The organism is Streptomyces sp. NBC_01410 (assembly GCF_045040195.1).
Taxonomy (GTDB): domain Bacteria; phylum Actinomycetota; class Actinomycetes; order Streptomycetales; family Streptomycetaceae; genus Streptomyces.
The window spans coordinates 7,017,280-7,039,544 of sequence record NZ_CP109530.1; the positions used below are offsets into that span (position 1 = coordinate 7,017,280).

Annotated in this window: 25 protein-coding genes and 1 pseudogene; 11 read left to right on the forward strand and 15 right to left on the reverse strand. The window is 70.1% G+C overall.

All coding sequences use genetic code 11. The annotated features are described in order from the left end of the window. Positions 1–11: 11 nt before the first annotated feature. Positions 12–821 carry a helix-turn-helix domain-containing protein gene (locus OG741_RS32165; protein ID WP_405603584.1) on the reverse strand — a complete coding sequence of 270 codons (810 nt, stop codon included), beginning with the start codon at positions 819–821 and terminating at the stop codon, positions 12–14. A gap of 156 nt (positions 822–977) precedes the next feature. Between OG741_RS32165 and OG741_RS32170 the strand changes: the two genes are divergently transcribed. After that, positions 978–1,715: an RNA polymerase sigma factor gene (locus OG741_RS32170; RefSeq protein WP_405603586.1), complete on the forward strand. Its 738-nt coding sequence runs from the start codon at positions 978–980 to the stop codon at positions 1,713–1,715. Positions 1,716–1,774: 59 nt separating this feature from the next. Here OG741_RS32170 and OG741_RS32175 read toward each other — a convergent pair whose 3' ends face one another. Beyond that, the gene (locus OG741_RS32175; protein WP_405603588.1) at positions 1,775–2,836 is read right to left on the reverse strand and encodes a phosphatidylinositol-specific phospholipase C domain-containing protein; all 1,062 of its coding nucleotides are present in this window, start codon (positions 2,834–2,836) and stop codon (positions 1,775–1,777) included. Positions 2,837–3,043: 207 nt separating this feature from the next. Between OG741_RS32175 and OG741_RS32180 the strand changes: the two genes are divergently transcribed. Continuing rightward, a complete protein-coding gene (locus OG741_RS32180) occupies positions 3,044–3,763 on the forward strand; it encodes a DinB family protein (RefSeq protein ID WP_405603590.1) in 720 nt (239 codons plus the stop codon). Positions 3,764–3,829: 66 nt separating this feature from the next. Then, complete coding sequence (locus tag OG741_RS32185) at positions 3,830–5,371, forward strand: ATP-dependent DNA ligase (RefSeq protein ID WP_405603592.1); 1,542 nt, start codon at positions 3,830–3,832, stop codon at positions 5,369–5,371. A 12-nt stretch (positions 5,372–5,383) separates the two neighbouring features. Here OG741_RS32185 and OG741_RS32190 read toward each other — a convergent pair whose 3' ends face one another. Further along, positions 5,384–5,890: an FBP domain-containing protein gene (locus OG741_RS32190; RefSeq protein ID WP_405605870.1), complete on the reverse strand. Its 507-nt coding sequence runs from the start codon at positions 5,888–5,890 to the stop codon at positions 5,384–5,386. 109 nt (positions 5,891–5,999) lie between these two features. On the opposite strand from OG741_RS32190, the gene OG741_RS32195 reads away from it, so the two are divergent. Continuing rightward, positions 6,000–6,305, forward strand: coding sequence for a 4a-hydroxytetrahydrobiopterin dehydratase (locus OG741_RS32195; RefSeq protein ID WP_266483092.1), 306 nt, complete (start codon positions 6,000–6,002; stop codon positions 6,303–6,305). A gap of 232 nt (positions 6,306–6,537) precedes the next feature. Here OG741_RS32195 and OG741_RS32200 read toward each other — a convergent pair whose 3' ends face one another. Both OG741_RS32200 and OG741_RS32205 read right to left on the reverse strand, forming a co-directional pair. Next, a complete protein-coding gene (locus tag OG741_RS32200; RefSeq protein WP_405603593.1) occupies positions 6,538–6,912 on the reverse strand; it encodes a hypothetical protein in 375 nt (124 codons plus the stop codon). A gap of 82 nt (positions 6,913–6,994) precedes the next feature. Continuing rightward, positions 6,995–7,243: pseudogene (locus tag OG741_RS32205) on the reverse strand (hypothetical protein); the annotation flags it as partial. A gap of 1 nt (position 7,244) precedes the next feature. On the opposite strand from OG741_RS32205, the gene OG741_RS32210 reads away from it, so the two are divergent. Then, complete coding sequence (locus tag OG741_RS32210; RefSeq protein WP_405603594.1) at positions 7,245–7,496, forward strand: TetR-like C-terminal domain-containing protein; 252 nt, start codon at positions 7,245–7,247, stop codon at positions 7,494–7,496. A gap of 116 nt (positions 7,497–7,612) precedes the next feature. Here OG741_RS32210 and OG741_RS32215 read toward each other — a convergent pair whose 3' ends face one another. Then, entirely contained in the window at positions 7,613–9,298 is a 1,686-nt protein-coding gene (locus OG741_RS32215; RefSeq protein ID WP_405603595.1) for a penicillin-binding transpeptidase domain-containing protein, read from the reverse strand. A 163-nt stretch (positions 9,299–9,461) separates the two neighbouring features. Further along, positions 9,462–10,295: an NAD(P)H-binding protein gene (locus tag OG741_RS32220; protein ID WP_405603596.1), complete on the reverse strand. Its 834-nt coding sequence runs from the start codon at positions 10,293–10,295 to the stop codon at positions 9,462–9,464. Between the two features lie 81 nt (positions 10,296–10,376). On the opposite strand from OG741_RS32220, the gene OG741_RS32225 reads away from it, so the two are divergent. Together OG741_RS32225 and OG741_RS32230 are read left to right on the forward strand one after the other, a co-directional pair. Next, the gene (locus tag OG741_RS32225) at positions 10,377–11,339 is read left to right on the forward strand and encodes an AraC family transcriptional regulator (RefSeq protein WP_405603597.1); all 963 of its coding nucleotides are present in this window, start codon (positions 10,377–10,379) and stop codon (positions 11,337–11,339) included. Between the two features lie 26 nt (positions 11,340–11,365). Next, on the forward strand, positions 11,366–12,238 hold the full coding sequence (locus tag OG741_RS32230; RefSeq protein WP_405603599.1) for a class I SAM-dependent methyltransferase: 873 nt from the start codon (positions 11,366–11,368) through the stop codon (positions 12,236–12,238). A gap of 1 nt (position 12,239) precedes the next feature. On the opposite strand, the gene OG741_RS32235 is transcribed toward OG741_RS32230, so the two are convergent. The 5 genes from OG741_RS32235 to OG741_RS32255 form a co-directional block, all read right to left on the reverse strand. Next, on the reverse strand, positions 12,240–12,695 hold the full coding sequence (locus OG741_RS32235) for an RICIN domain-containing protein (RefSeq protein WP_405603601.1): 456 nt from the start codon (positions 12,693–12,695) through the stop codon (positions 12,240–12,242). Positions 12,696–12,822: 127 nt separating this feature from the next. Then, entirely contained in the window at positions 12,823–13,239 is a 417-nt protein-coding gene (locus OG741_RS32240; RefSeq protein WP_405603603.1) for a hypothetical protein, read from the reverse strand. Between the two features lie 111 nt (positions 13,240–13,350). After that, positions 13,351–13,869, reverse strand: a complete 519-nt coding sequence (locus OG741_RS32245) for an NUDIX hydrolase (protein ID WP_405605872.1) — start codon at positions 13,867–13,869, stop codon at positions 13,351–13,353. An 8-nt stretch (positions 13,870–13,877) separates the two neighbouring features. Next, complete coding sequence (locus OG741_RS32250; RefSeq protein ID WP_405603605.1) at positions 13,878–14,618, reverse strand: SDR family NAD(P)-dependent oxidoreductase; 741 nt, start codon at positions 14,616–14,618, stop codon at positions 13,878–13,880. A 73-nt stretch (positions 14,619–14,691) separates the two neighbouring features. After that, a complete protein-coding gene (locus OG741_RS32255; protein WP_405603606.1) occupies positions 14,692–15,534 on the reverse strand; it encodes an aldo/keto reductase in 843 nt (280 codons plus the stop codon). Positions 15,535–15,930: 396 nt separating this feature from the next. On the opposite strand from OG741_RS32255, the gene OG741_RS32260 reads away from it, so the two are divergent. Further along, a complete protein-coding gene (locus OG741_RS32260) occupies positions 15,931–16,350 on the forward strand; it encodes an SPASM domain-containing protein (RefSeq protein WP_405603607.1) in 420 nt (139 codons plus the stop codon). Continuing rightward, positions 16,347–16,502 carry a hypothetical protein gene (locus OG741_RS32265; RefSeq protein WP_405603608.1) on the forward strand — a complete coding sequence of 52 codons (156 nt, stop codon included), beginning with the start codon at positions 16,347–16,349 and terminating at the stop codon, positions 16,500–16,502. Before OG741_RS32260 ends, OG741_RS32265 begins: the two co-directional genes overlap by 4 nt. On the opposite strand, the gene OG741_RS32270 is transcribed toward OG741_RS32265, so the two are convergent. Then, entirely contained in the window at positions 16,493–18,292 is a 1,800-nt protein-coding gene (locus tag OG741_RS32270; protein ID WP_405603609.1) for an AMP-dependent synthetase/ligase, read from the reverse strand. The two genes, OG741_RS32265 and OG741_RS32270, sit on opposite strands and share 10 nt — an antisense overlap. 370 nt (positions 18,293–18,662) lie before the next feature. Next, positions 18,663–19,538, reverse strand: coding sequence for a LysR substrate-binding domain-containing protein (locus tag OG741_RS32275; protein ID WP_405603610.1), 876 nt, complete (start codon positions 19,536–19,538; stop codon positions 18,663–18,665). Positions 19,539–19,662: 124 nt separating this feature from the next. On the opposite strand from OG741_RS32275, the gene OG741_RS32280 reads away from it, so the two are divergent. Then, positions 19,663–20,685, forward strand: a complete 1,023-nt coding sequence (locus OG741_RS32280; RefSeq protein ID WP_405603611.1) for a bile acid:sodium symporter family protein — start codon at positions 19,663–19,665, stop codon at positions 20,683–20,685. A 68-nt stretch (positions 20,686–20,753) separates the two neighbouring features. Here the strand turns inward: OG741_RS32280 and OG741_RS32285 are convergent, their stop codons facing one another. After that, entirely contained in the window at positions 20,754–21,635 is an 882-nt protein-coding gene (locus OG741_RS32285; RefSeq protein WP_405603612.1) for an NAD(P)-dependent oxidoreductase, read from the reverse strand. A gap of 96 nt (positions 21,636–21,731) precedes the next feature. Between OG741_RS32285 and OG741_RS32290 the strand changes: the two genes are divergently transcribed. Further along, positions 21,732–22,094, forward strand: a complete 363-nt coding sequence (locus tag OG741_RS32290) for a winged helix-turn-helix transcriptional regulator (RefSeq protein ID WP_405603614.1) — start codon at positions 21,732–21,734, stop codon at positions 22,092–22,094. The last annotated feature ends 171 nt before the right edge of the window (positions 22,095–22,265 follow it).

Sequence of the window (22,265 nt, forward strand, 5' to 3'; positions counted from 1 at the left end):
GCGCGCGGCCGCTACGGAGTGAGCGACTGCAGATACTTGACCGTCGCCGGATCCGCCGGGAGGAGGGTCTCGATGGCCAGCTCGGCGACAGTCACGTCCATCGGGGTGTTGAAGGTGGAGATGGACGAGACGAAGGACAGCACCCGCCCTTCGTGCTCGATCTGCAGCGGAAGCGCGAAATACGGAGAGGGCACGGATTCCTCCCGGTCCTCGGCGTCGGCGCCGGTTCCCGGAAGGGGATAGGCGGCGACCTCGTCGTACAGCGCGCGCAGCGGCTCGGAGCGGGCCAGAGCGATCTGCCGCTCCATCTGGGCCAGCAGATGACCGCGCCACTCCCGCAGATTGCGGATCCGCGGGGCGAGGCCCTCGGGGTGGAGCGTGATCCGCATGGCGTTGAGGGGCGGGGTGAGCAGATGCTCCGGAAGCCCCTCCAGCAGCATCGCGACACCCCGGTTCGCGGCGACGACCGTGTACGAGCCGTCGACGACGGTCGCGGGATACGGTTCGTAGCCCGTCAGCAGCCGCTCCATCCCCTCACGCAGGGCGCCCATCGACGGATCGTCGAGCGGGGTCTCGGTGAATCGAGGCGCGTAACCGGCCGCCAGCAGCAGGGCGTTGCGTTCCCGTACGGGAACGTCGAGGTGCTCCGCGAGGCGCAGGATCAACTCCTCGCTCGGGCGGGAGCGTCCCGTCTCGATGAAGCTGATGTGCCGGGCGGAGGAGTCGGCCCGCAGGGCCAGCTCCAGCTGGCTGATCCGGCGCCGGTCGCGCCAGCCGCGCAGCAGCGGGCCTACTCCGGTGCCGGACGCGACAGTTGTCATACCCGAAACCGTAGTACGGCACGTCGACGGCGTGCGCAGTCCCTGCGGACGGCGAGCGGGTCAATGTGACCTGCGTCACAAAATTGGGGGGCCTGGGGGTTTGCTGGTTAGGCTCGGCAGCTTCGTATTCATCACAAATAGGACAGGAGTCTGCTTATGTCCGAGAGTCCCTCGGCCTTGGACTCGGACGCCTATGCGCGGCTGTGCTCAGAGCAGCAGCCGCGGCTCGTCGCGTACGCCCGCTCCCTCACCGGCAATCCCTGGCTGGCCGACGATCTCGTCGCCGAGGCGCATTTCCGGGTCTGGCGGCGGTTGTCCTCGGGGCACTCGGTCGATGACGTGCCCGCCTGTCTGGCGACCACTGTGCGTAATCTCGCCGATGCGGACGGGGATCCGGGCCGCCGGATCGCGTACGTCGGACTCCTGTCACGCGTTCTGCGGCAGCTGCCGGAGCGCTGGGTCAAAGCGCTCTGGCTGGCCGAGGCCGAGGATCACCCTCTCGACGTGGTCGGACACCGCGTGGGCGCCGGGCACGGAGCGACGGCGGTACTGCTGCACCGGGCGCAGGAGGGCATGCGGCACGCGTTTTTGCGCGCGCATCCCGGGATACCGGACGACCCTGCGTGCGAGAGGCACTGGAAGCGGATTCCCGCCCATGTGGGCGAGGCCCCGGAGTCACCGCGACAGGCCGGGCAACTGTGCCTCCACCTGGAGGACTGCGCGGACTGTCGCGCCCGGCTGGCCCTGCTGACCTGCGTGAATGACCGGCTGCCCGCGCTGGTCGGCCCAGCGCTGCTGGCACTCGAGAGAGAAGCCCCGGCCGGAACGGGGGTTTCCGGCCGGGGCGGCACAGGGTGGGGGCGCATCGCGTCCCCACGTATAGGTGAACGATAAACCGTCCCGGCCCGTTCCCTGTTACCGGGGGTCAGGCCTGTGATGGACGTAACGTTCCGTTACTGTCCGGGGCCCCTCGACACCACCGTCGCGAGCACCGACGGCAGCGGGTACCAGTCGGCCGAGACCACGCTCGCATAACGGCCCGCCAGCAGGTTCACGCGGTCCCGCGCCTGCGTCTCGGTCGGGTTCGTGCCGTCGATCGCGGGCGCCACGTTGTGTGCGTCCGTCATGACGACGAGGTAGTGGTTCCGGTCGTACCACGAGGTGTCGACGGTCCCGCCCGCGTACGTACCGGCGTCGCCGTCGAAGAGGACGAACCAGGGGCGGATGCCCGCGTCGGCGTACCGGGTGCGGGGATCACCCGCCGCGGCGCCGTGGACGGCCGGGAACGCGGCCGCGTCCCGGAGGCGCCCCGCGGCGGCGAGATCACGCAGATGCATCGCGTACTCACGGTCCGTCCACAGTGAGTCCGCCGGGTTGCTCTCCTCCACTGTGCCGGGGATCAGCTCCACCACGAACTTTCCCGCGAGGGCCGAGCGGGCGGGCCAGCCGTTCGTCCTGACGGCCGTGTCGAGCTCCGGGAGGCCGCCCGCCAGATCGGCCGGACGGAACAGCGCGTCGCCGAGCCGGGCGGAGAGCAGCGCGTCGAGCGCGGCGGGGCCACGGCCGTAGTTGTTCTGGAAGCCGTCCTTCATCTCGACCTTGATGAGGATGGGCCGGTGGCCCGGGTGGGCGTCGTGCCACGCCCTCATGTCCGAAAGGCAGCCGCCGAGGTCCTGGTTTCTGGCCTTGGTGCGCAGCTGGGCGGGGCTGGAGGCGTTCTCGCAATTGTTGTTGCTGCCAAGGGGATTGCTGTGCGAGACCCGCCACGACCGGCCGAACACATTGGTCCAGACGTCGAGTTCGAGCATCCCGGCACCGGAGTCGAGGGCGTCGGCGAAGTACGGGTACTTGGCCTTCTCGTAGGCGTTGTGGACGCCCACCCAGGTGGCGGAGGAGTAGGGCAGCTGCCCCGGATCCACCGAACCGGGCGTGGCCGCCTCTGCCGGCGCGAGCGCGCCCGCCAACAGCCCGGCTGCGACGGTGGCCGTCAGGGCGGCGCGCTTGAGGTTCCCCATGGTCCCCTGCCTTTGCGTCGATTGGGTCGATGCGATCAAGTCGACGGAAGAGTAGGGGAGTTGAGTGAACCAGGGGGAGACGGGGACCGGCCGTTACGGATGCGGCGGATGTGTGCGGGGGAAATCGGTCGCGCCCCGTGAGGTGAGCCGTTAACTTCTGCCTGAGCGCAGCGAGGCACGAGGCGCGAAGGCGAAGGGGAGCCAGGCATGGGGACCGAGGGCGCGCGGACCGACCGTTTGGGCTTGCTGCTCGACCAGTTCGACCACGCCAGGGAGATGGCCCAGGTGCGGCTGACGGGGCTCAGCGACGAGGAGTACCTGTGGGAGCCGGTGCCCGGTTGCTGGTCGATCCGGCGCCGGGGCGAGGCGGCGACGCCCAGGGCGTTCGGACCGGGCGAGTGGGTGCTCGACCTGGGCGCCCCGGACATCCCGGCAAACGAGTACGCCGAGGTTGCCCGGCAGGCCGCCGGCGGCATGACCGTCGCCAAGATCGCCGATGACTGGAGCGTGAGTGTCGAGCGGGTCGAGCAGATCCTCACCCACACCGGTGCGCCGGAGCCTGACGCGACGCCGATCACGACCATCGCGTGGCGGCTGGCGCACCTGCACTTCCAATTCGCGGGCGGATGGGAGTGGACCTTCGGTGAACGGCGGCAGGATCCGAAGCTGATGGTCGACTTCGACCCCTCCGCCGCCTCGACACTGGAGCGGTTCTGGGCGGTGATCGACCGCTGGCGCGACAGCGTCGCCGCGGTCACCGACGAGCAGCTCGACACGGTCGGCTTCTCGCAGTACCCGTACAGCAACGACGCCGACCACCCCTTCATCACCGTGCTGTCGGGGGCCAACCTCGAACTCATCCACCACATGGCCGAGATCGCGTTGCTCCGCGACCTGTGGCGGGCCCGCTTCACCACTTCCGGGTAGGCCCGGGCGCGCCCGCACCCCGTCGCACCGCGTGCGCTCGCCCTCGGTGCGAGGGACCATGGCCGCATGCTTCTCGTACGGGTCGCCGATGTGTCGCGCGACGTCGCCGCCACCTCCGCCCGCTCGCGGAAGATCGCCGCGCTCGCGGGGCTGTTCGCCGAGGCCGAGCCCGATGACGTCGGGCTCGTCATCTCCTACCTCGCCGGGCGCCTCCCGCAGGGCCGTATCGGCATCGGCTGGAGCGTGCTCAAGGAACCCGTACCTCCCGCCGAGGCCCCCAGCCTCACCGTCGCGGACACGGACGCCGCCCTGACCGGGCTCGCGAGCGTCGCGGGACCCGGGTCCCAGGCCGAGCGCAAGCGGCTCGTGCGGGAGCTGATGGCCGCCGCGACCGCGGGGGAGCAGGAGTTTCTGATGCGGCTGCTCATCGGCGAGGTCCGCCAGGGCGCGCTCGACGCGGTCGCGCTGGAGGCCGTCGCGAAGGCCGCCGACGCGCCCGCCGCCGATGTGCGCCGGGCCGTCATGCTCGACGGGTCGCTGCCCCGCGTCGCCCGCGCCCTGCTCGCCGACGGGCCGACCGCCCTGGCGCGGTTCCGGCTGCGCGTCGGTACCCCCGTCCTCCCGATGCTCGCTCACACGGCGAAGTCGGTCACCGAAGCCGTCCAGGCGCTGGAGACGGCCTGCGTCGTCGAGGAGAAGCTCGACGGCATCCGCGTCCAGGTGCATCGCGCCGGTGAGGACATCCGTGTGTACACCAGGTCCCTCGACGACATCACCGACCGGCTCCCCGAAGTCACCGCCGCAGCACGGGCCATGACGAGCGATCAGTTCATTCTGGACGGCGAGGTCATCGCCCTGGACGCGAGCAGCGGACGCCCCGTCTCCTTCCAGGACATCGCCTCCCGCGTCGGCTCGCGCGTCGACGTGGACGCCGCCCGGGCCACCCTCCCCCTCTCGCCCGTCTTCTTCGACGTGCTCGCCGCCGACGGGGAGTCGACCCTCGACCTCACAGGGGCCGAACGGCACACCGTCCTCGCCCGCCTGGTACAGGAGCCGATGCGTGTGCGTCGTACGGTCGTCGAGGACCCGGCGGACGCGGGGCAGATCGCCGACGCCGAGGAGTTCTTCGCCGAGACTCTGCGCCGCGGCCACGAGGGCGTGCTCGTCAAAGCTCTCGACGCGCCCTACACGGCAGGCCGCCGCGGCCGCTCCTGGCTCAAGGTCAAGCCGGTCCACACCCTCGACCTCGTCGTCCTGGCCGTCGAACGGGGCCATGGCAGGCGCACCGGACTCCTGTCCAACCTGCACCTCGGCGCACGCGCCGCCGACGGTACGTACGTCATGCTCGGCAAGACCTTCAAGGGCCTCACCGACGAGATGCTGCGCTGGCAGACGGAGCGGCTGGGGGAACTGGTAACCGGGGACGACGGGTTCACCGTCACCGTCCGTCCCGAGCTCGTCGTCGAGATCGCGTACGACGGAGTCCAGCGTTCCTCCCGCTACCCGGCCGGTGTCGCGCTGCGCTTCGCGCGCGTGCTGCGTCACCGCCCCGACAAGCCCGCCGAGCAGGCCGACACCATCGAACAGGTCCTGGATTCCCGCGCTTGAACCCCGGTCGGCTCAGCGCAGGCCCATCACCTTGCCGGCGAAGGCCGTCAGGTTGTCGACCGTGCGGGCGATCCGTTCGTCCAGGGTGAGAGTCTCCTCGTGCAGGCCGCCGCGCAGCTTCGGCAGCTTCCGTCCGCGGATGTAGAGCGAGCAGGCGAGGTCCGCGCAGAGATACGTGCCCACGGTGTTGCCGTCCCGGCCCGCCGCGCCGGCCAGGGGCGCGGCGAAGAGGGTCACCCCGGACGAGGCGTGCCCTGTGAGGCAGACCTGGCACATGCTGGACTTCACGGCGCTGGTCCGTCCGGTGGAAGGCACCCGGAGGGTGATGCCGACCGGCCCGTCCTCGCGGGGCAGGACGATGTGCGCCCGCAGGGGCGCACCGGGATCGGTCCAGCCGAGGAAGTCGAGGTCGTCCCAGGGGAGTTCGGCGAAATCGGCGGGCAGCTTCATGCGCGTGGCCTCGCCCTTCGTGCAGTTGACGAAGGATCCGCGTATCTGCTTTTCGGTCAGTGCTTCCACCGGTGGAAGGTACACATAGCGCGTTCGGGCGGGCATCCCATTTATGGTGGCCGAAGCCGCGGCCGTTTCCTGAGCCGTTTCCTGAGCCGTTTTCCGAAGGGATCTGGTCATGCCTACAGAGCCGCTGTCGCAGAAGGAGATCGAGGACCGCCTGCGGGAGCTCCCCGGCTGGTCCCAGGAGGGCGACCGCATCGCCCGCGCCTACCGCCTCTCCACGCATTTCGCGGCGACCGCGATGGTCGTGCACATCGCCCAGATCCAGGAGGCGCTGAACCACCACTCGGATCTGACGCTCGGCTACAACACCGTCGCCCTGTCGGTGAACAGCCACGACGCGGGCGGCGCGGTCACCGAGAAGGACTTCGAGCTGGCCCAGCGCGTGGAAGAGATCGCCGCGGGCCACGGCGCGGGCTGACGGGCGGGGCGGGCCGGGCCCCCCGCCCGGCCTCCGACCTAGGTCCTGTCCGGTCGATCAGGCCGGATCAGTGAGCGGGGTCTGGTGCGTGCGATCGCAAGGCGGAGGATGGAGCCGACGCGGAGCGTCGGCGACTGACGCAACGCGGCATGGGGGCACCTCCCGTGCCCGAAGGGCTACGGGGGAGTGCGTGCCAGGGCACGCGAGCCCGGCAAGATCGGCCGGACAGGGCCTAGCCGCGGCGGACCAATTCCATCACCCAGTTCGTCAGCCACGCCTTCTCGCCGTCGACCGAGAAGGCCTGCTCCCATGTCGCCGTGGTCGTGGTGATGTCCGACCAGAGGAAGCGGACCCGTACGTCCTTGCCCTGGTAGGTGTCGTCGCCGTAGAACACACCGCGCCCGTCCGCCCCGAATCCGCCCACCACGGGCGGGTCCAGAACGCCCCGGCGGTCGTTCGACCAGTACAGCGACCACTCCTCGCGCTCGGTGTCGTACAGCCGCAGCGTCAGACCCTTGAAGCCCATCGTCGGGAATTCGATCTCGTCGAAGTTCGCCCCGCCGTCGAAGTGGCGCGACCGCGGCTCACCGCGGTGAACTCCTCCCACCCGCTTCTCTCGTCGAGGAAGTCCTCGAGGCGGCGGTTGGTCACGGTCCACTCGCCCTGCAAGAAGTCGAAGTCAGTCGTGCTCATGAGCGGTCTCCTGTCGTGCCGTCGGGCAGTGAGTCGTCGAGATAGGCGTCGAGATCCGGGCGGTCCGGCGCGAGCATGTGCCGTACCCACGCGTTGCGTTCGTGCTGGATCGGCGGCAGCTCCCAGACGCAGCCGATCCATGGCCGAACGACTCTGTCGAGCCGGACGAAATGGGACGGGTCGCGGTCCGGGCAGTCCAGCGCCGGCTGTCCGGCGGCCGCGCAGCCGAAGTGCAGGACGTTGTCGATGCCGGGCAGCGCCCAGGCGCAAGGGGAGCGCGCGCAACACTTCGAACGCCGGATCCACGCCATCGAACGCATCCGTGAGCAGGCCGCGGCCCGCGGCGAGAACCCCCCGCCCCTCGAACAGATCCTCGACCAGCTCATCGCACCGCTCTACCTACGAGCGATCTTCGGCATCGAACCACCGGCCACCGGCTACCCGGAACTCCTCGTGGACAGACTGCTCAGCAACGCGGGCGAGTCGGAAACGGCCTGAGCGAACGCACCTGAAGCTCCTGACACCGTTCGGTGTCGTTCGGCGAAGCGTCTGCGGGTAACCGGCCGGTTCAGCACGCGGACCGGCTCCCCTGCTCACCGGTGCGAGCGCGGACGTCAGCCGCCCGCCCGGAGTACCGCTGCCACCAGCGGTCCCGCTGACTTGCCTCCGCGCCCGCCCTGTTGCACCACCGCCGCCGCGGCCAGGTCGCCGCGCCACGCGGTGAACCAGCCGTTGGGCTTCTTCTGGCCGTCGACCTCGGCCGAGCCCGTCTTGCCTCCGATGTCCGGGCCCAGGCCCGCCATGGCCTCGGCGGCGGAGCCTGACGTCGCGGTGTAGCTCAGCAGTTCGTGCAGCTGCGTCTGCGCGGACGCGTCCAGCTTGCGCTGGGCCGTCGCGAGCGACCGGTCGTCGACGTCGGGCGAGACCAGATACGGCTGCCGGAAGATGCCGGTCTTGGCCGTCGAGATGATGGACGCGACATTGAGCGGGTTCATCCGTACCCCGCCCTGCCCGATGAGCGATGACGCCATCTGTGCGTTGCTCTGCACCGGCACCGCGCCGTCGAAGCTCGACACCCCTGTCGACCAGTCGTTCAGGCCCAGCCCGAAGACCTGCTGGGCCTGCTTGGTCAGATCGTCGTCGTCGAGCTTCCCCGCCTGCGTGATGAAGGCGGTGTTGCAGGACGCCGCGAAGCTCGAACGGAACGTACCGTTCTTGATCTCGAAGTTCTCCACGTTCTGGAACTTCCAGCCGCCGTACGACGCGTACTTGGGGCACGGATGCTGCTTGTCGATCGACGTGAGGTCCTTCTCCAGCAGCATCGACGCAGTCACGATCTTCATCGTGGAACCGGGTGCCAGGGACCCCTGGAGCGCCGTGTTGTAGCCATGGCCCGAATTGGCCGCGGCGAGGATCTCGCCCGTCGACGGCTTCATGACGACGACGGATGCCCGCTCGCGTTCGCCCACTTCGCGCTCGGCGACCGTCTGGGCGGTCGCGCTGAGCGTGGTCCGCAGCGTTCCGGGTATGCCCTTGGACAGCGTCAGCAGCGTCTTGCTGGGGGGCTGGTCCAGGCTCTCCTCCGCGCGATGCTCACTCTTTTTCGCGCTGTCCCCGCGGACCACCCGCAGTTCGATTCCTGCCTTACCCCCGGCCTTTCTGCCGTACTTTTCCCGCAGGTTGTCCAGGACGGTGCCGAGCGAGGGGTATTTCGCCGTGGTGAGCTCCGCGCCGTTCCGGTCCACTGCCTTGACCGGCGGGTCCCCGGCCCCGTCTGTGACCAGCGTGTCATTCTCTTTGAGGTCCGGGTGCACGACGGACGGCTGCCAGTGGACGAGCGGTTTGCCGTCCTCGGCCCGGACGACTGTGAGCTCGGAGCCGTAGGTGAGGGGCTTGCTCTTTCCCTTGTACGAGACCGTGGCCGAGACCCTGAACGTCACCTTCGGCCCGGACGCCTTGCCGCGGGTCAGCGTCACCTGTTCGATGTGCGCGTCCTTGCGGTACCCGGACAGCGCGGCCCGTGCCGCCGCTGTCCGGTCCGTGAACGCCGAGGCCTTCGCGGCGTCGCCCCGCTGCCAGGCGGTGAGGAACCCGTCGGCCGTGGCCTGGACCTCCGCGGCCTTCACCGGGCCTGCTGTGAGGGTCTTCGCAGGGCGATTGGATGTGCTGTCCTCGCCCGCCGCGTCGCCGCTGTACATGCTGTACCCGGCGAACCCCGCACCGCCCACGACCACCGCGACCACCCCGCCGATCACGGCGGGGTTCGTTCTGCTGCGCGCGGCGCGCCTTCTCTTGCCCACAAGTCCTCCGCTGTCCCCCGCTCCCCAGGCTCCTCACCGGAGGCCCCACCATAGGGGTGGCGGGGTCAACCCCTCAGCCCCCCCCGCAGGACCGCCACCAGGTCCCAGACATGCGGCCGAACGTCGCATACGCGGGCCTAGGGGGGGCGAAGCCCCCGGGGTCCTACCCCCACGCACCCCCACCCGCCGCGTCCCGGGCGAAGGCCGCGAAGTCCTTCGGCTCGCGGCCCAGTACCCGCCGGACCCCGTCCGTCAGCGACGCGTTGTGGCCGTCGAGCAGCATCGTGAACAGCTCCGACAGCCACTCCGACTCCGGTCCGGGGAAGCCGAACTGCTGAAGCATCTCGGTGTATTCCACCCCGGACACCGGGACGTACCGCACGTCGCGGCCCGACGCCCGGCCTATCTCCGCCGCCACCTCGCCGAAGGTGAGCAGCCGCGGTCCCGTCAGCTCATGGACCTGTCCGGCGTGACCGTCCTCGGTGAGCGCCGCGACCACCACGTCCGCCAGGTCGTCGGCGTCTATGAACGGCTCGGCGGTCTCGCCCGCGGGGAAGGGGATCTCACCGGTGAGGACGCCCTCGTACATCGCGCCCTCGCTGAAGTTCTGGGCGAAGAAACTGGCCCGTACGACCGTCAGGTCCAGGCCCGATTCCCGCAGCGCCTCCTCCGCCACCACCGCGTCCGGCTCACCGCGGCCGGAGAGCAGCACCAGACGCCCGACTCCGTTCTCGGCCGCCACCCGGCCGAGGGCCCGCATCGCCTCGGGCGCCCCCGGGGCCGCGAGGTCCGGGAAGTACGCGACGTAGGCCGCGTCCGCGCCCCGCAGTGCGGGTGCCCAGGTCGACTCGTCCTCCCAGTCGAAGCGGACCGATCCCTTGCGCGATCCGGCCCGCACGTTCACGCCGCGCGCCGCGAGGCGCTCCGTCACCCGCCGGCCGGTCTTGCCCGTGGCCGCTGTCACCAACACCGTTTCCTGCTTCAGGTTCTCTGTCATGCCTCAAGGTTCGCGGTCACGGTCTGGACTCTCCATGCTCCAAAGGCTCAATGCCATATGCGTCCGTCTACGCTGAGGACCATGGACGCTCTCGCCGGACTTCTGGACGGACCGCGCGCCAGGGGAGCCTTCCTCCTGCGGATGGTGATGGAGCCGCCGTGGTCCGTACGCATCGAGGACCGGGCCCCGCTGTCCCTGCTCTGCATGACCGCGGGCGAGGCCTGGATCATGCCCGACGACGGTGACCCGGTGCTGTTGCGTCCCGGCGATGTCGCGATCGCACGCGGCCCGGGCCCGTACACCGCGGCCGACCAGGTCACCCGCGAGCCGACGGCGCTGATCGGTCCTGGCGGCACCTGCCACACCCTCCAGGGCGAACCGCTCGCGGAATCCATGCACTTGGGCGTACGCAGCTGGGGCAACGACCCGCACGGCGCGGCCACCATGCTGGTCGGGACGTACCAGATGAAGGGCGAGGTCAGCGCCCGGCTGCTCGACGCGCTGCCCCAGCTGCTCCATCTGCCCGCCGACGTCTGGGACTGCCCGCTGATGCCGGTGCTCGACGACGAGATCTCGCGGGACGAGCCGGGCCAGAGCGTGGTGCTCGACCGGATCCTGGATCTGGTGCTGATCGCCGTGGTGAGGGCCTGGTTCTCGCGTCCCGGCGCCGAGGCGCCCGCCTGGTATCTGGCCATGGGTGACCCGGTGGTGGGCCGGGCGCTGCGGCTGCTTCAGGACGACCCGGCGCACCCGTGGACGGTGGCCTCGCTGGCCGCGAAGTGCGGGGTCTCCAGGGCCGGGCTCGCCCGCCGCTTCAACGATCTGGTGGGGGAGCCGCCGATGGCATACCTCACGGGGTGGCGGCTCGCGCTCGCGGCGGATCTGCTGCGCGACACCGACGCGACGGTCGAGGCGGTGGCCAGAAAGGTCGGCTACAGCGGCTCGTTCGCGCTGAGCGCCGCATTCAAGCGGGTACGGGGCATCAGCCCGCAGGAACACCGCACCGGCGCAGCTTTGCCGGAACGGCAACAAGAGTCGCGCTGACGGCACCGCGGCGCGACGCTGGGGGCATGAGTCATCACCACGACAATCACGACACCACGCATATCGACTGGGACGAGATGAGCGGGCTGCTCGAGCGCAACGCGCAGTTCCAGAGCCCCCTGTACGAGCAGGTGGGCGCCTGGCTGGGCGAGTTGCTGCCGGCGGCCGGGGTCCGGCGGGTGCTGGACATCGGCAGCGGCCCGGGAGTGCTGACCCTGCTGCTGGCCCGGGCGTTCCCGTACGCGGAAGTGGTGGCCGTGGACGCCACCGACCCGCTGCTCGAACGGGCCCGCGCCCGCGCCGAGCGCGCCGGGCTCGGGGACCGTGTCCGTACGCACCATGCCGAACTCCCCGACGGAATCGACGAGTTGGGCGAGGCGGATCTGATCTGGGCGGGCAACTCGCTGCACCACATCGGCGACCAGCGCGCCGCGCTCGGCGGTTTCGCCCGGCTGCTGCGCCCGGGCGGGCTGCTCGCGATCGCGGAGGGCGGACTGCCCACGCGTCAGCTGCCGCGCGACATCGGTATCGGCCGCCCGGGTCTGGAGAGCAGGCTCGACGCGGCCCAGGGCGAGTGGTTCATCGAGATGCGTGCCGGGCTGCCCGGAGCGAAGGACGAGGTCGAGGACTGGCGCGCGCTGATGGCCGCCGCGGGGCTCACACCCAGCGGGACGCGCTCGTTCCTGCTCGACATCCCCGCGCCGGTGCCCGACGCCGTACGCGAACATCTCGTCGGCGCCCTCGACTGGCAGCGCAAGATGCTGGACGGACGGCTGGCGGCGGACGATGTCGCGGTGCTCGACCGGCTGCTCGACCCCGAGGACCCGCAGGGCCTGCTCCACCGCCCGGACGTGTACCTGCTCACCGCGCGCACGGTGCACATCGCACGGCGGGACTGAGTCAGGAACACGGCTCCAGACGCCACCACTGGCCGGAGGAGTCGGTGTCCTCCCACTGCCGCACGTTCGCGCCGTCCTCGGTGCTGCCGCCCTCGACATCCAGCAGCAGACCGCTGATGAAACTGACGACGGTGACGGTGCCCGGCGCGTCCAGGTGCTGCTCGACGATCCATTCCTGGGCGCCGAAGTTGTTGGCCTTCCACTGCTGGATGTTGGCGCCGTTCTCGGTGGAGGCGTTGGCGACGTCCAGCCGCTTTCCGCTGGCGGCGTTCACGAAGTGGTAGAGCCCGCTGCCACCCGGCACGGGATCGATCCGCCACTGCTGGGCCGGGGCTCCGCTGTCCTTGCCCTGCTGGACATTGGCACCGCTGCCCTTGGCTCCGCCGTACACCTCGAGGAGCAGCCCGCTGCCGACGTTGCGCACCAGATAGAGCCCTGGTGCCAGTGCCCCGCTCAATGTTCGTACCTCTCGGTCGGCCCTGTCGCGTTCGCGCTGACCGATCGTACGAGAGGGGTTGGGCGAGGCCCTCGCCGGACGCCTGACGGCGGCGAGGGCGACGCCTTCCGGTGAAGCCGTGCCGGCCTCAGTGCACGCGGACCTTGAGGTTCGGCGAAACGGTGCCGCCGCCGACGATCCGGAGCGTGTTGCGGCCCTTGAGGCCGAGGTAGACCCGCATCTTGTAGGTCGACCTCTGCGTGAGGTTCATGGAGGCGGGCAGGGTGACCCACTTGCCGCTCTGCTTCTGCTGCAGCGTGACCCGGGTACCCGGCGCCAGATGCCTGGCCTTGCCGTACACCCGGAACTCCTGCCACGCCTGGACGCCGTCGGTCGTGGCTCTCGCCGTCAGCGTGGGTCGTTCCTGGGCCGGTCTCGCGCTGTCACGGCCGGTGTCCGTCGCCGGTGGCGCGGGGGAGACAACGGCCATGGCCACTCCGACCGAACCGGCCAGCACGGCGGCCGTCGCGATTGCGGTCACCGACGCACGCTTGAAACGCTCCATGGGATCACTCCAGGGGAAGGGGGACTGCGGATCACCAACCCTAGGCATATGGGGCGTAAATATGAGGAATCGACGCGCTCGCCGTGAAACGGCCTTCGGCTGCGTTACGGGTCAGTCGCGTCCTCGCCCGACCGGTCGCCGCCCGGGCAGTGCGGCATACCTCGCGAAGGCCTCCCGGCAGTCGGGAACGAAAGGCCACTGATCCAGTGCCTCCCGCAACGCGGGTTCGGGCAGCCAGGCGTGCCACGCGATCTCCCGCGGGTCCGGCGTCAGGGCGTCCTCGATCACGGCCTCGTGCAGGCCGAGCCAGTACGGGCTGATCGTCCCGCGGCAGAGGAATTTGAGGACGAACCGGACCGGGACTCGTATCCCGGCTTCTTCGGCGAGTTCCCTTCCGGCGGCGTCCGCGTAGGACTCGCCCGCCTCCACCGCCCCGCCGAGCATCCAGTTGTACTGGCCCGGGAAGCGCGCGGCGCTCTCCGGTCGCCGGTGCACCAGGATCCGGCCCGTCGCGTCCCGGCATACGACGGTTGCCACCCGGTGCAGCCACCGGTTGCGGATGGCCTCGTCCCGGTCGACCGCGCCAAGCTCCCGGTCCTGCTCGTCCACGCGTTCCACCCGTTCGGACACCATGCCGGTCACCGGCCGCCGGAGACCCTCAGGACCGTGCCCGTCGTGTACGACGCGTCCGGCGACAGCAGCCAGGCGACCGCCGCGGCGATCTCCTCCGGTTCTCCCGGGCGGCCGAGTGGGATCGTGGTGGCCGCCTTGGACGGGCGGTCGGGGTCGCCCATGGTGGCGTGCATGTCGGTGTTGATGACGCCGGGCGCGACCGCGTTGACCCGGATGCCGTCCGGGCCGAGTTCCTTGGCCAGGCCGACCGTCAGGGCGTCGGTGGCCGCCTTCGTCGCGGCGTAGTGGACGTACTCGCCGGGGCTGCCCAGCGTTGCCGCCGCGGAGGAGATGTTGACGATGGCGCCGGAGCCGAGCGCCGCCATGTCGCGGGCGGCCCGCCGACAGCACAGCAGGTAGCCCAGGAGGTTCACCTCGATCACCCGGCGCAGGTCCGAGGTGCGGGTGTCGGTGAGTCTGCCGAGCGGGCCGGTCACTCCGGCGTTGTTGACCAGGCCGGTCACCGGGCCGAGTTCGCGTGCGGCGGTGTCGAACAGCCGCTCCACGTCGGCTTCTTCGGACACGTCCGCCCGCACCGTGACGCAGCGGGCGCCCGCCGCACGTACAGCGGCCGCGACCTCGTCCGCCGCCGCGCTGTCGCTGACGTACGCCAGGGTGAGGTCGTGGCCGTCGGCCGCCAGCCGGACGCATGTCGCTGCGCCGATACCCCGGCTGCCGCCTGTGACGATCGTGACCGGACGTGACACGTGCTGCCTCCTGACCGTGCCCCTGGCTGCTGAACAGCAGCCAGGGGCACGCCCTTTGCGTCGATCAGGGACGTCAGTTCCAGTCGAAGCCGTCCGGGTCGGGGCCCAGTCGCTTGCCCTCGTCCAGAGCGGCCATCGCCAGCATGTCCTCGTCGTCCAGCTCGAAGCCGAACACGTCGAAGTTCTCGGCGATACGCGACGGAGTCACCGACTTGGGAATGACCACGTTCCCCGTCTGCAGGTGCCAGCGCAGCACCACCTGGGCGGGCGTCCTGCCGTGCTTCTGCGCGATCGCGACGACCGTCGGGACCTCCAGAAGGCCCTTGCCCTGGCCCAGCGGGGACCAGGCCTCGGTGCGGATGCCGTGCTCGGCGTGGAAGGCGCGCAACTCCGCCTGCTGGAGCTGCGGGTGCAGCTCGACCTGGTTGACGGCCGGTACGACGCCGGACTCCTCGATGATGCGACTGAGCTGCGGCGCCTTGAAGTTGGAGACGCCGACCGCCTTCGCGCGGCCGCTCTGCTCGATCTCGGTGAATGTCTTCCAGATCGTGAGGTAGTCCTCGCGCATCGCGCGCGGCCAGTGGATCAGGTAGAGGTCGACATGGTCGAGGCCCAGCTTCTTCAGCGAGGCGTCGAACTCACGCAGGACGGCGTCACGCGTCCACGTCACGGACGAGCCGTTCCACAGCTTCGTCGTGATGAAGAGTTCCTCGCGGGCGATTCCGGAGGCGGCCACGGCACGTCCGGTGCCCTCTTCGTTCTCGTAGATGGCCGCGGTGTCGATGCTGCGGTAGCCGGCTTCCAGAGCCGTGCCAACCGCCTTCGCCGCCTCGTCGTCGGGCACCTGCCAGACACCGAAGCCGAGCTGCGGCATCGCGACGCCATTGTTGAGGGTGAGGGAGGGGACCTTGCTCACGAGCGGTCGATCCTTACGTCGTCGGTTGGTACGCCCATCGTCAACGATCACTTTCGCAGACGCATTCCCGACGCCGAAGTTGGCCTGATACAGCTCCGGCCTTATCGGTCCGGACCATTGACCACTTCTCCTCAAGACGCAACCCTATGGCACGTAACTGAACGCCGGACATTCATGTGAACGAAAGTTCAGTCCCGCTCCACCCATGCGTCACTGGGCAATCACTCCTGAATCACTCCTGACCCCCACATCTCAGGAAGGCAGGTACTCGCCAACGCCCAGTTCTACGGCTGGGCCCTGCGCAACCGCGACGCCCTGCTGCCCGGCCGTCAGCAGATCGCCGCCGCGCGCGCCGCGGTCGAACGATGGCGGACCCGGCTGGACCTCGTCTGGGTCGTGCCCGACTACGTCGACGGCATCGCCAAGCCCTGCATGGGCGGCTGGGGCGCGCTCTCGCTCACCGTGGCACCCGACGGCACGGTCCACCCCTGCCCGGCGGCCGCTTCCCTGCCCGGCCTGGACGCCCCCAGCGTCAAGGACCACTCCCTGGAGTGGATCTGGCGCGAGTCGAGGTCCTTCAACCTCTACCCCGGCGAGGAGTGGATGCAGGACCCGTGCCGCAGCTGCGAGCTGCGCACCAAGGACTTCGGCGGCTGCCGCTGCCAGGCGTACGCCCTGACCGGCGACGCCACCCGCACCGATCCGGCCTGCCGTCTCTCGCCGGACCACGCGTTCGTACGCGATCTCGTCGACCGCCCGCGCCTCCCCGTGCCGGTGGCCGCACCCGCGTACGCCTACCGCAAGGAAGGACCATGAAGCGATCAACTCCCCTGCTGCTGGCGGCCGCTCTCCGAGGCGACGGCCCTGGCGGCGTCGCCGGGGCGGCGCGGCTCGAGGCACGAGTCTTCGCCGACCGCTGCCCGGCGCGGAACTCCTGCCCCGTGCCCGGCAGTTCACGTCAGTGGTAGAGCGCGTCCACCTCGACCGAGTAAGCCGCCTCGATCGCCTTCCGCTTGAGCTTCAGCGAGGGGGTGAGCAGACCGTGCTCCTCGCTGAAGGGATGCGCCAGGATCCGGAACGTACGGATCGACTCGGGCTTGGACACCAGGGTGTTGGCGGCCACCACGGCCCGGCGGATCTCCATCTCCAGATCCGGGTCGCGCACCAGCTCGGCCGGCGGCAGGGGAGCCTTGTTCTGCATGGCGAGCCAGTGGTCGACGGCCTCCTGGTCCACGGTGACCAGTGCCGCGATGTACGGACGGTCGTTGCCGACGACGATGCACTGCGCCACCAGCGGATGGTTACGCACCCGCTCCTCAAGGCCCACGGGCGAGACGCTCTTGCCGCCCGAGGTCACCAGGATCTCCTTCTTGCGCCCCGTGATGGTCAGATAGCCGTCCTCGTCGAGCGCCCCGAGATCGCCGGTGGCCAGCCAGCCGTCGTGCAGTACGGCATCGGTGGACTTCGGGTCGCCGAGATAACCGCCGAAGATGTGCGCTCCGTGCAGCCACACCTCGCCGTCCTCGGCGATGTGCACCGTGGTGCCGGGGATCGGCTGGCCGACCGTGCCGTAGCGCGTGCGCTCCGGCGGGTTCGCGGTTGCCGCCGCCGTCGACTCGGTGAGTCCGTATCCCTCGAAGACGGTCACACCCGCGCCCTCGAAGAAGAGCCCGAGCCGCCGGTCCATGCCCGAGCCGCCGGACATCGCGTGCCGTACGCGGCCGCCCATCGCTTCACGGACCTTGCCGTAGACGACCTTCTCGAAGAACTGGTGCTGCATGCGCAGCCCCGCCGACGGTCCCGGGCCGAGCCCGAAGGCCCGGTGCTCCATGGCTTCCGCGTATCTCACCGCGACGTCGACGGCCTTGTCGAAGGGGCCCGACTTCCCGTCGGCCTCCGCCCTGCGGCGCGCGGCGTTGAAGACCTTCTCGAAGATGTACGGCACAGCCAGGATGAACGTCGGCCGGAACGCCGCCAGATCCGGCAGCAGCGCGCTCGCCTGCAGCACCGGCTGATGGCCGAGCTTGACCCGGCCGCGCACCGCCGCGACCTCGACCATCCGCCCGAAGACATGGGCGAGCGGCAGAAAGAGCAGGGTCGAGGCCTCGTCGCCGGGTTTGGAGTGGAACACCGGCTCCCAGCGTTCGATCAGGGTGTCGGTCTCGAACATGAAGTTGGCGTGGGTGATCACACAGCCCTTGGGGCGGCCGGTCGTTCCGGACGTGTAGATCACGGTGGCGATCGAGTCGGGAGTCACCGCCCGCCGGTGGCGGTGGACCACCTCGTCGTCGATGTGCGCGCCCGCCTCCAGCAGCTCGGCGACGGCCCCGGCGTCCAGCTGCCACAGCCGCTTCAGCTGTGGCAGCCGGTCGATGACCGAGCCGATGGTCATGGCGTGGTCCTCGTGCTCGACCATGCACGCCGAGACCCCGGAGTCGTGCAGCATCCAGAAGACCTGCTCGGCGGAGGAGGTCGGATAGACCGGCACCGACTGGGCGCCGACGGTCCACAGCGCGAAGTCGAAGAGCGTCCACTCGTAGCGCGTAGGGCACATGATCGCGACGCGGTCCCCGAACCGCACACCGTGCGCCAGCAGCCCCTTGGCCAGGGCCAGCACCTCGTCGCGGAACTGCCCGGAGGTCACGTCCTGCCAGTTGCCCGCGGCATCCTTGCGTCCGAGGGCGACCCGCTCGGGATCGTCCTCGGCATGGTCGAAGACCGCGTCCGCAAGTCCGCCTACCTGAGGCGCCGCGGCCATGGGTGGGACAGTGAACTCGCGCAATGGCCTGCTCCTTGTGGCGCTCCCCGCACAGCGCCGTGACGCTACCCCACCCCGCCGCGGGGCGGGAGAGGCTTCATGAACTGTGGACGAATGGGCATCACCACAGGTCAGGCGCAGATGTCCGGCAACATGGTGCAGGCCCGGGCGAGGTTCTGACCCCACGGTAAGTACGCCGGGCCGGAATCTCCACCGAATCTGTACGGTGCGCTCACCGTCGCTCTACGGGTGCGGGGCCTTGGTCCGTACCTGTGCCGTCGATGCGGTCGGCCGGACGGTTGTGATCGTACCGAAGGCCGCTGCGCCGAACGTCGTCGGCCGCGACACCGCAGCCCTCGTCAGCGCGCTGTCACCCACCGCGGTGCAGTCGGTCCCCGCCCGCGAGGATCGACGCCGCCAGAGCGTCCGCCGCCCCCCGCGCCTCCCGGTCCGCTCCCGTACGGCGGCCGTGGAGCAGGACGAAGTCCACATCGCCGAGCTCGGGCAGACCCGCACGGGCCGGAACCGGGACGAGGCCCGGCGGAATCAGCCCGCGGGTGTGGGCCATCACGCCGAGCCCGGCCCGCGCCGCCGCGATCAGACCGCTCAGGCTCGTACTCGTACAGGCGATGTGCCAGGCGCGGCCGTCGGCCTCCAGGACCTCCAGAGCGCGGGCCCGCGTGATCCCCGGCGGCGGGAAGACGATCAACGGGACCGGGCGGTCCGGGTCCAGCCGCAACTGCGGGGCGCCGATCCAGGTCAGGGTGTCCTGCCAGACCAGCTCGCCGTGCGTGTCACCCGCCCGCCGCTTGGCCAGCACCAGATCGAGCCGGCCCGCCTCCAGCCGCTCGTGGAGGGTGCCCGACAGTTCGACCGTGAGTTCCAGGTCGACCTCCGGGTGATCGCGCCGGAACGCCTGAAGGATCTCCGGGAGCCTGGTCAGTACGAAGTCCTCGGAGACCCCGAAACGCAGCCGTCCGCGCAGCCGCGTCCCCGCGAAGAACGCGGACGCGCGCTCGTGCGCCTCCAGGATCGTCCGGGCGAAACCGAGCATCGCCTCGCCGCCCTCGGTCAGCTCCACGCTGTGCGTGTCCCGGGTGAACAACGGGCGCCCGGTCGCCTCCTCCAGCCGCCGCACATGCTGGCTCACCGTCGACTGGCGCAGACCGAGCCGACGGGCGGCCTGGGTGAAGCTCAGGGTCTGGGCGACCGCGAGGAAGGTACGCAGCTGGGCCGGGTCGTACATCCCTCGAGGCTAACGCGTCATCGCGATCCGTGATGACAGTCAGAGCGGTATACGGGATTCCCGATCGCCCCTCTCGACGGCAGCATGGAGAGGGCGCGTCCCGAACCGAGAGCAAGTGGAGCACATGAGCCGCCGCACGTTGAAGCTGCCGTCCTGGCTGCCGATCGATCCGTACATCCTGGCGCTGCTCGGGACGGTGGTCCTCGCGGCACTGCTCCCGGCGTCGGGAACGGCGGCGGACATCGCGGGCGGAGCGTCGACCGGGGCGGTCGCCCTGCTCTTCTTCCTGTACGGCGCGCGACTGTCCACCCGCGAGGCCCTCGACGGGCTACGGCACTGGCGGCTCCACCTGACCGTCCTGGGCGCGACCTTCCTCGCCTTCCCGCTCCTCGGCCTCGCCGCCCGAAGCCTCGAACCGCTGGTGCTCACCCCGCAGCTCTACAGCGGCCTGCTCTTCCTCTGCCTCGTCCCGTCGACGATCCAGTCCTCGATCGCCTTCACCTCCATCGCCCGCGGCAACGTCCCCGCGGCGATCTGCGCGGGCTCCTTCTCCAGCCTCGCGGGCATCGTCCTGACCCCGCTCCTCGCGGCTCTGCTGCTCGGCGGGACGGGGGGCGGCTTCTCCGCGGACTCCCTGCTGAAGATCGTCCTGCAACTGCTTGTGCCGTTCCTGGCAGGGCAGTTGGTCAGGCGATGGATCGGCGGCTTCCTGCTCCGTCACAAGAAGGCGCTCGGCTACGTCGACCGGGGCTCGATCCTGCTGGTCGTCTACACGGCCTTCAGCGAAGGCATGGTCGCGGGCGTCTGGCACCAGGTCACGCCCCTGCGCCTCGGCGCGCTGCTCCTGGTCGAGGCGCTGCTGCTGGCGGCGATGCTCGCGCTGACCTGGTACGGCGCGAAGCGGCTCGGCTTCGGCCGGGAGGACCGGATCGCGATCCAGTTCGCGGGCTCGAAGAAGAGCCTGGCGGCTGGGCTGCCGATGGCGAGTGTGCTGTTCGGGGCGCAGGCGGCTGTGGCGGTGCTGCCGTTGATGCTTTTCCATCAGATGCAGCTGATGGTGTGCGCGGTCATCGCGAAGCGGCGGGCGCGGGACGCGGTGACCGCGGTGCCGTTCCCCCACCCCGCCCTTCCCGATGTTCGTAAGTAGGTGTTCTGTCCCGCCCGGTGTCTGACCGGGCGGGACACACTGCCGTCTCTGCGCCTGCGAGTGGCTGGTCAGTTCACCAGCAGGTCGACCACTCCCGTCAGGTCCTCCTCGCCGCTGCCCTCGGCCAGGCGGCGGCGCATCAGCTCGAAGTAAGGGCTGAGCAGTTCCGGGCTGACACCCTGCTGCTCGGCGGTGCTCAGGAAGGTAGACGTGCCGGCCACCTGCATGGCGAGGTTGGAGACGACGCCCTTGGTGTAGTCGCCGCTTCGCAACTGGTCGGCGGTCTGGTGAACTGCCGGGGCCATCGCGACGAGCCAGTCGGCGAGCAGCGGGGCGAGCGCCGCGGGGTCGATGTCCTCCTTGCGGATCAGGGCGAAGGCGTGCGCGGCGCCGGCGAACATCCCGTACATGGCGCTGAGAAGGGCCACGTCGTGCAGGGCCGCGAAGCCCGCGTCCTCGCCGACGTAGGTAGTGCCGACCGGGACGCTCAGGGTCTCCTGGTGCCGCTCGAACAGCTCCCGCGAGCCGCTGTAGAAGACGTAGCCGCCGGTTTCCGGGACGCCGATCATCGGAGGGACGGCCATGATCCCGCCGTCCAGGTAGCGGGCGCCGCGCTCGCGGGCCCACTCGGCGCGGGCGCGGGCCTGTTCGGGGGTGCTGGTGGTTAGGTTGACCAGGTCCCTGTCGGCCAGGTCGGTGCCGGCCAGCACTTCATCGACCGAGGTGTCGTCCAACAGGCAAAGGACGATCAGGGTGTTCGCTGCGACTGCCTCAGCGGCGGTGTCCGCGACCTTTGCACTCTCGGTGGCGAGCGCTGCGGCGCGGGCTGGGGTGCGGTTCCAGACGGTGAGTGGGTGGCCGGCGGCAAGCCAGGTGCGGGCCAGTGCGGTGCCCATCGCGCCGAGGCCCAGCATCGTGACGGGAGTCTTCTCAACAGTGTTCTGTGCCATGCTGATTAGGCTGGTCACAGGTCCGGAGGCGATCAAGTACGCACTTGGTAGTGGGTGGTTACCTCGGGGTGAGCGAGCACGTCAGAAGGATGGGGCATGACGACGCTGAACCGGCCGGGCACACCAGACGGACACGTCTGCGGGATCGATACCACGATGGAGGTGATCGGCGGCAAGTGGAAGGTGCTGATCCTCTGGGCGCTCCACGAGCATCCCCACCGTCGCTTCGGCGAGCTGCGTCGACTGCTTCCGGGGATCACCGAGAAGGTGCTGGCCTCTCACCTGCGTGAGCTGGAAGCGGACGGCGTCGTGCACCGCGTTTCCTACGACGAGGTACCGCCCCGCGTCGAGTACTCGCTGACCGAGGACGGCATGCGCCTCAATGACGCACTCCAGCCGCTGGCCGCCTGGGGCCGCGAGCGGCCTGCCATTCGACGGCTGGAGGAGAAGGCGGGCTAGGGTCTGTTGTGAACGTGCTGGTCACAGCCACTGTCCATCAGGGCTCCGCCGGGACCGCAACGGCGACGAGCGGCAGGACGCAAAGCAGCCCCGCCCATGCGCCACGGGGGAAGCACACGAACGGGGCGGTTGCCGACGCGCTGAACTGTTAATTCCCGTCCGGTCCGGGGT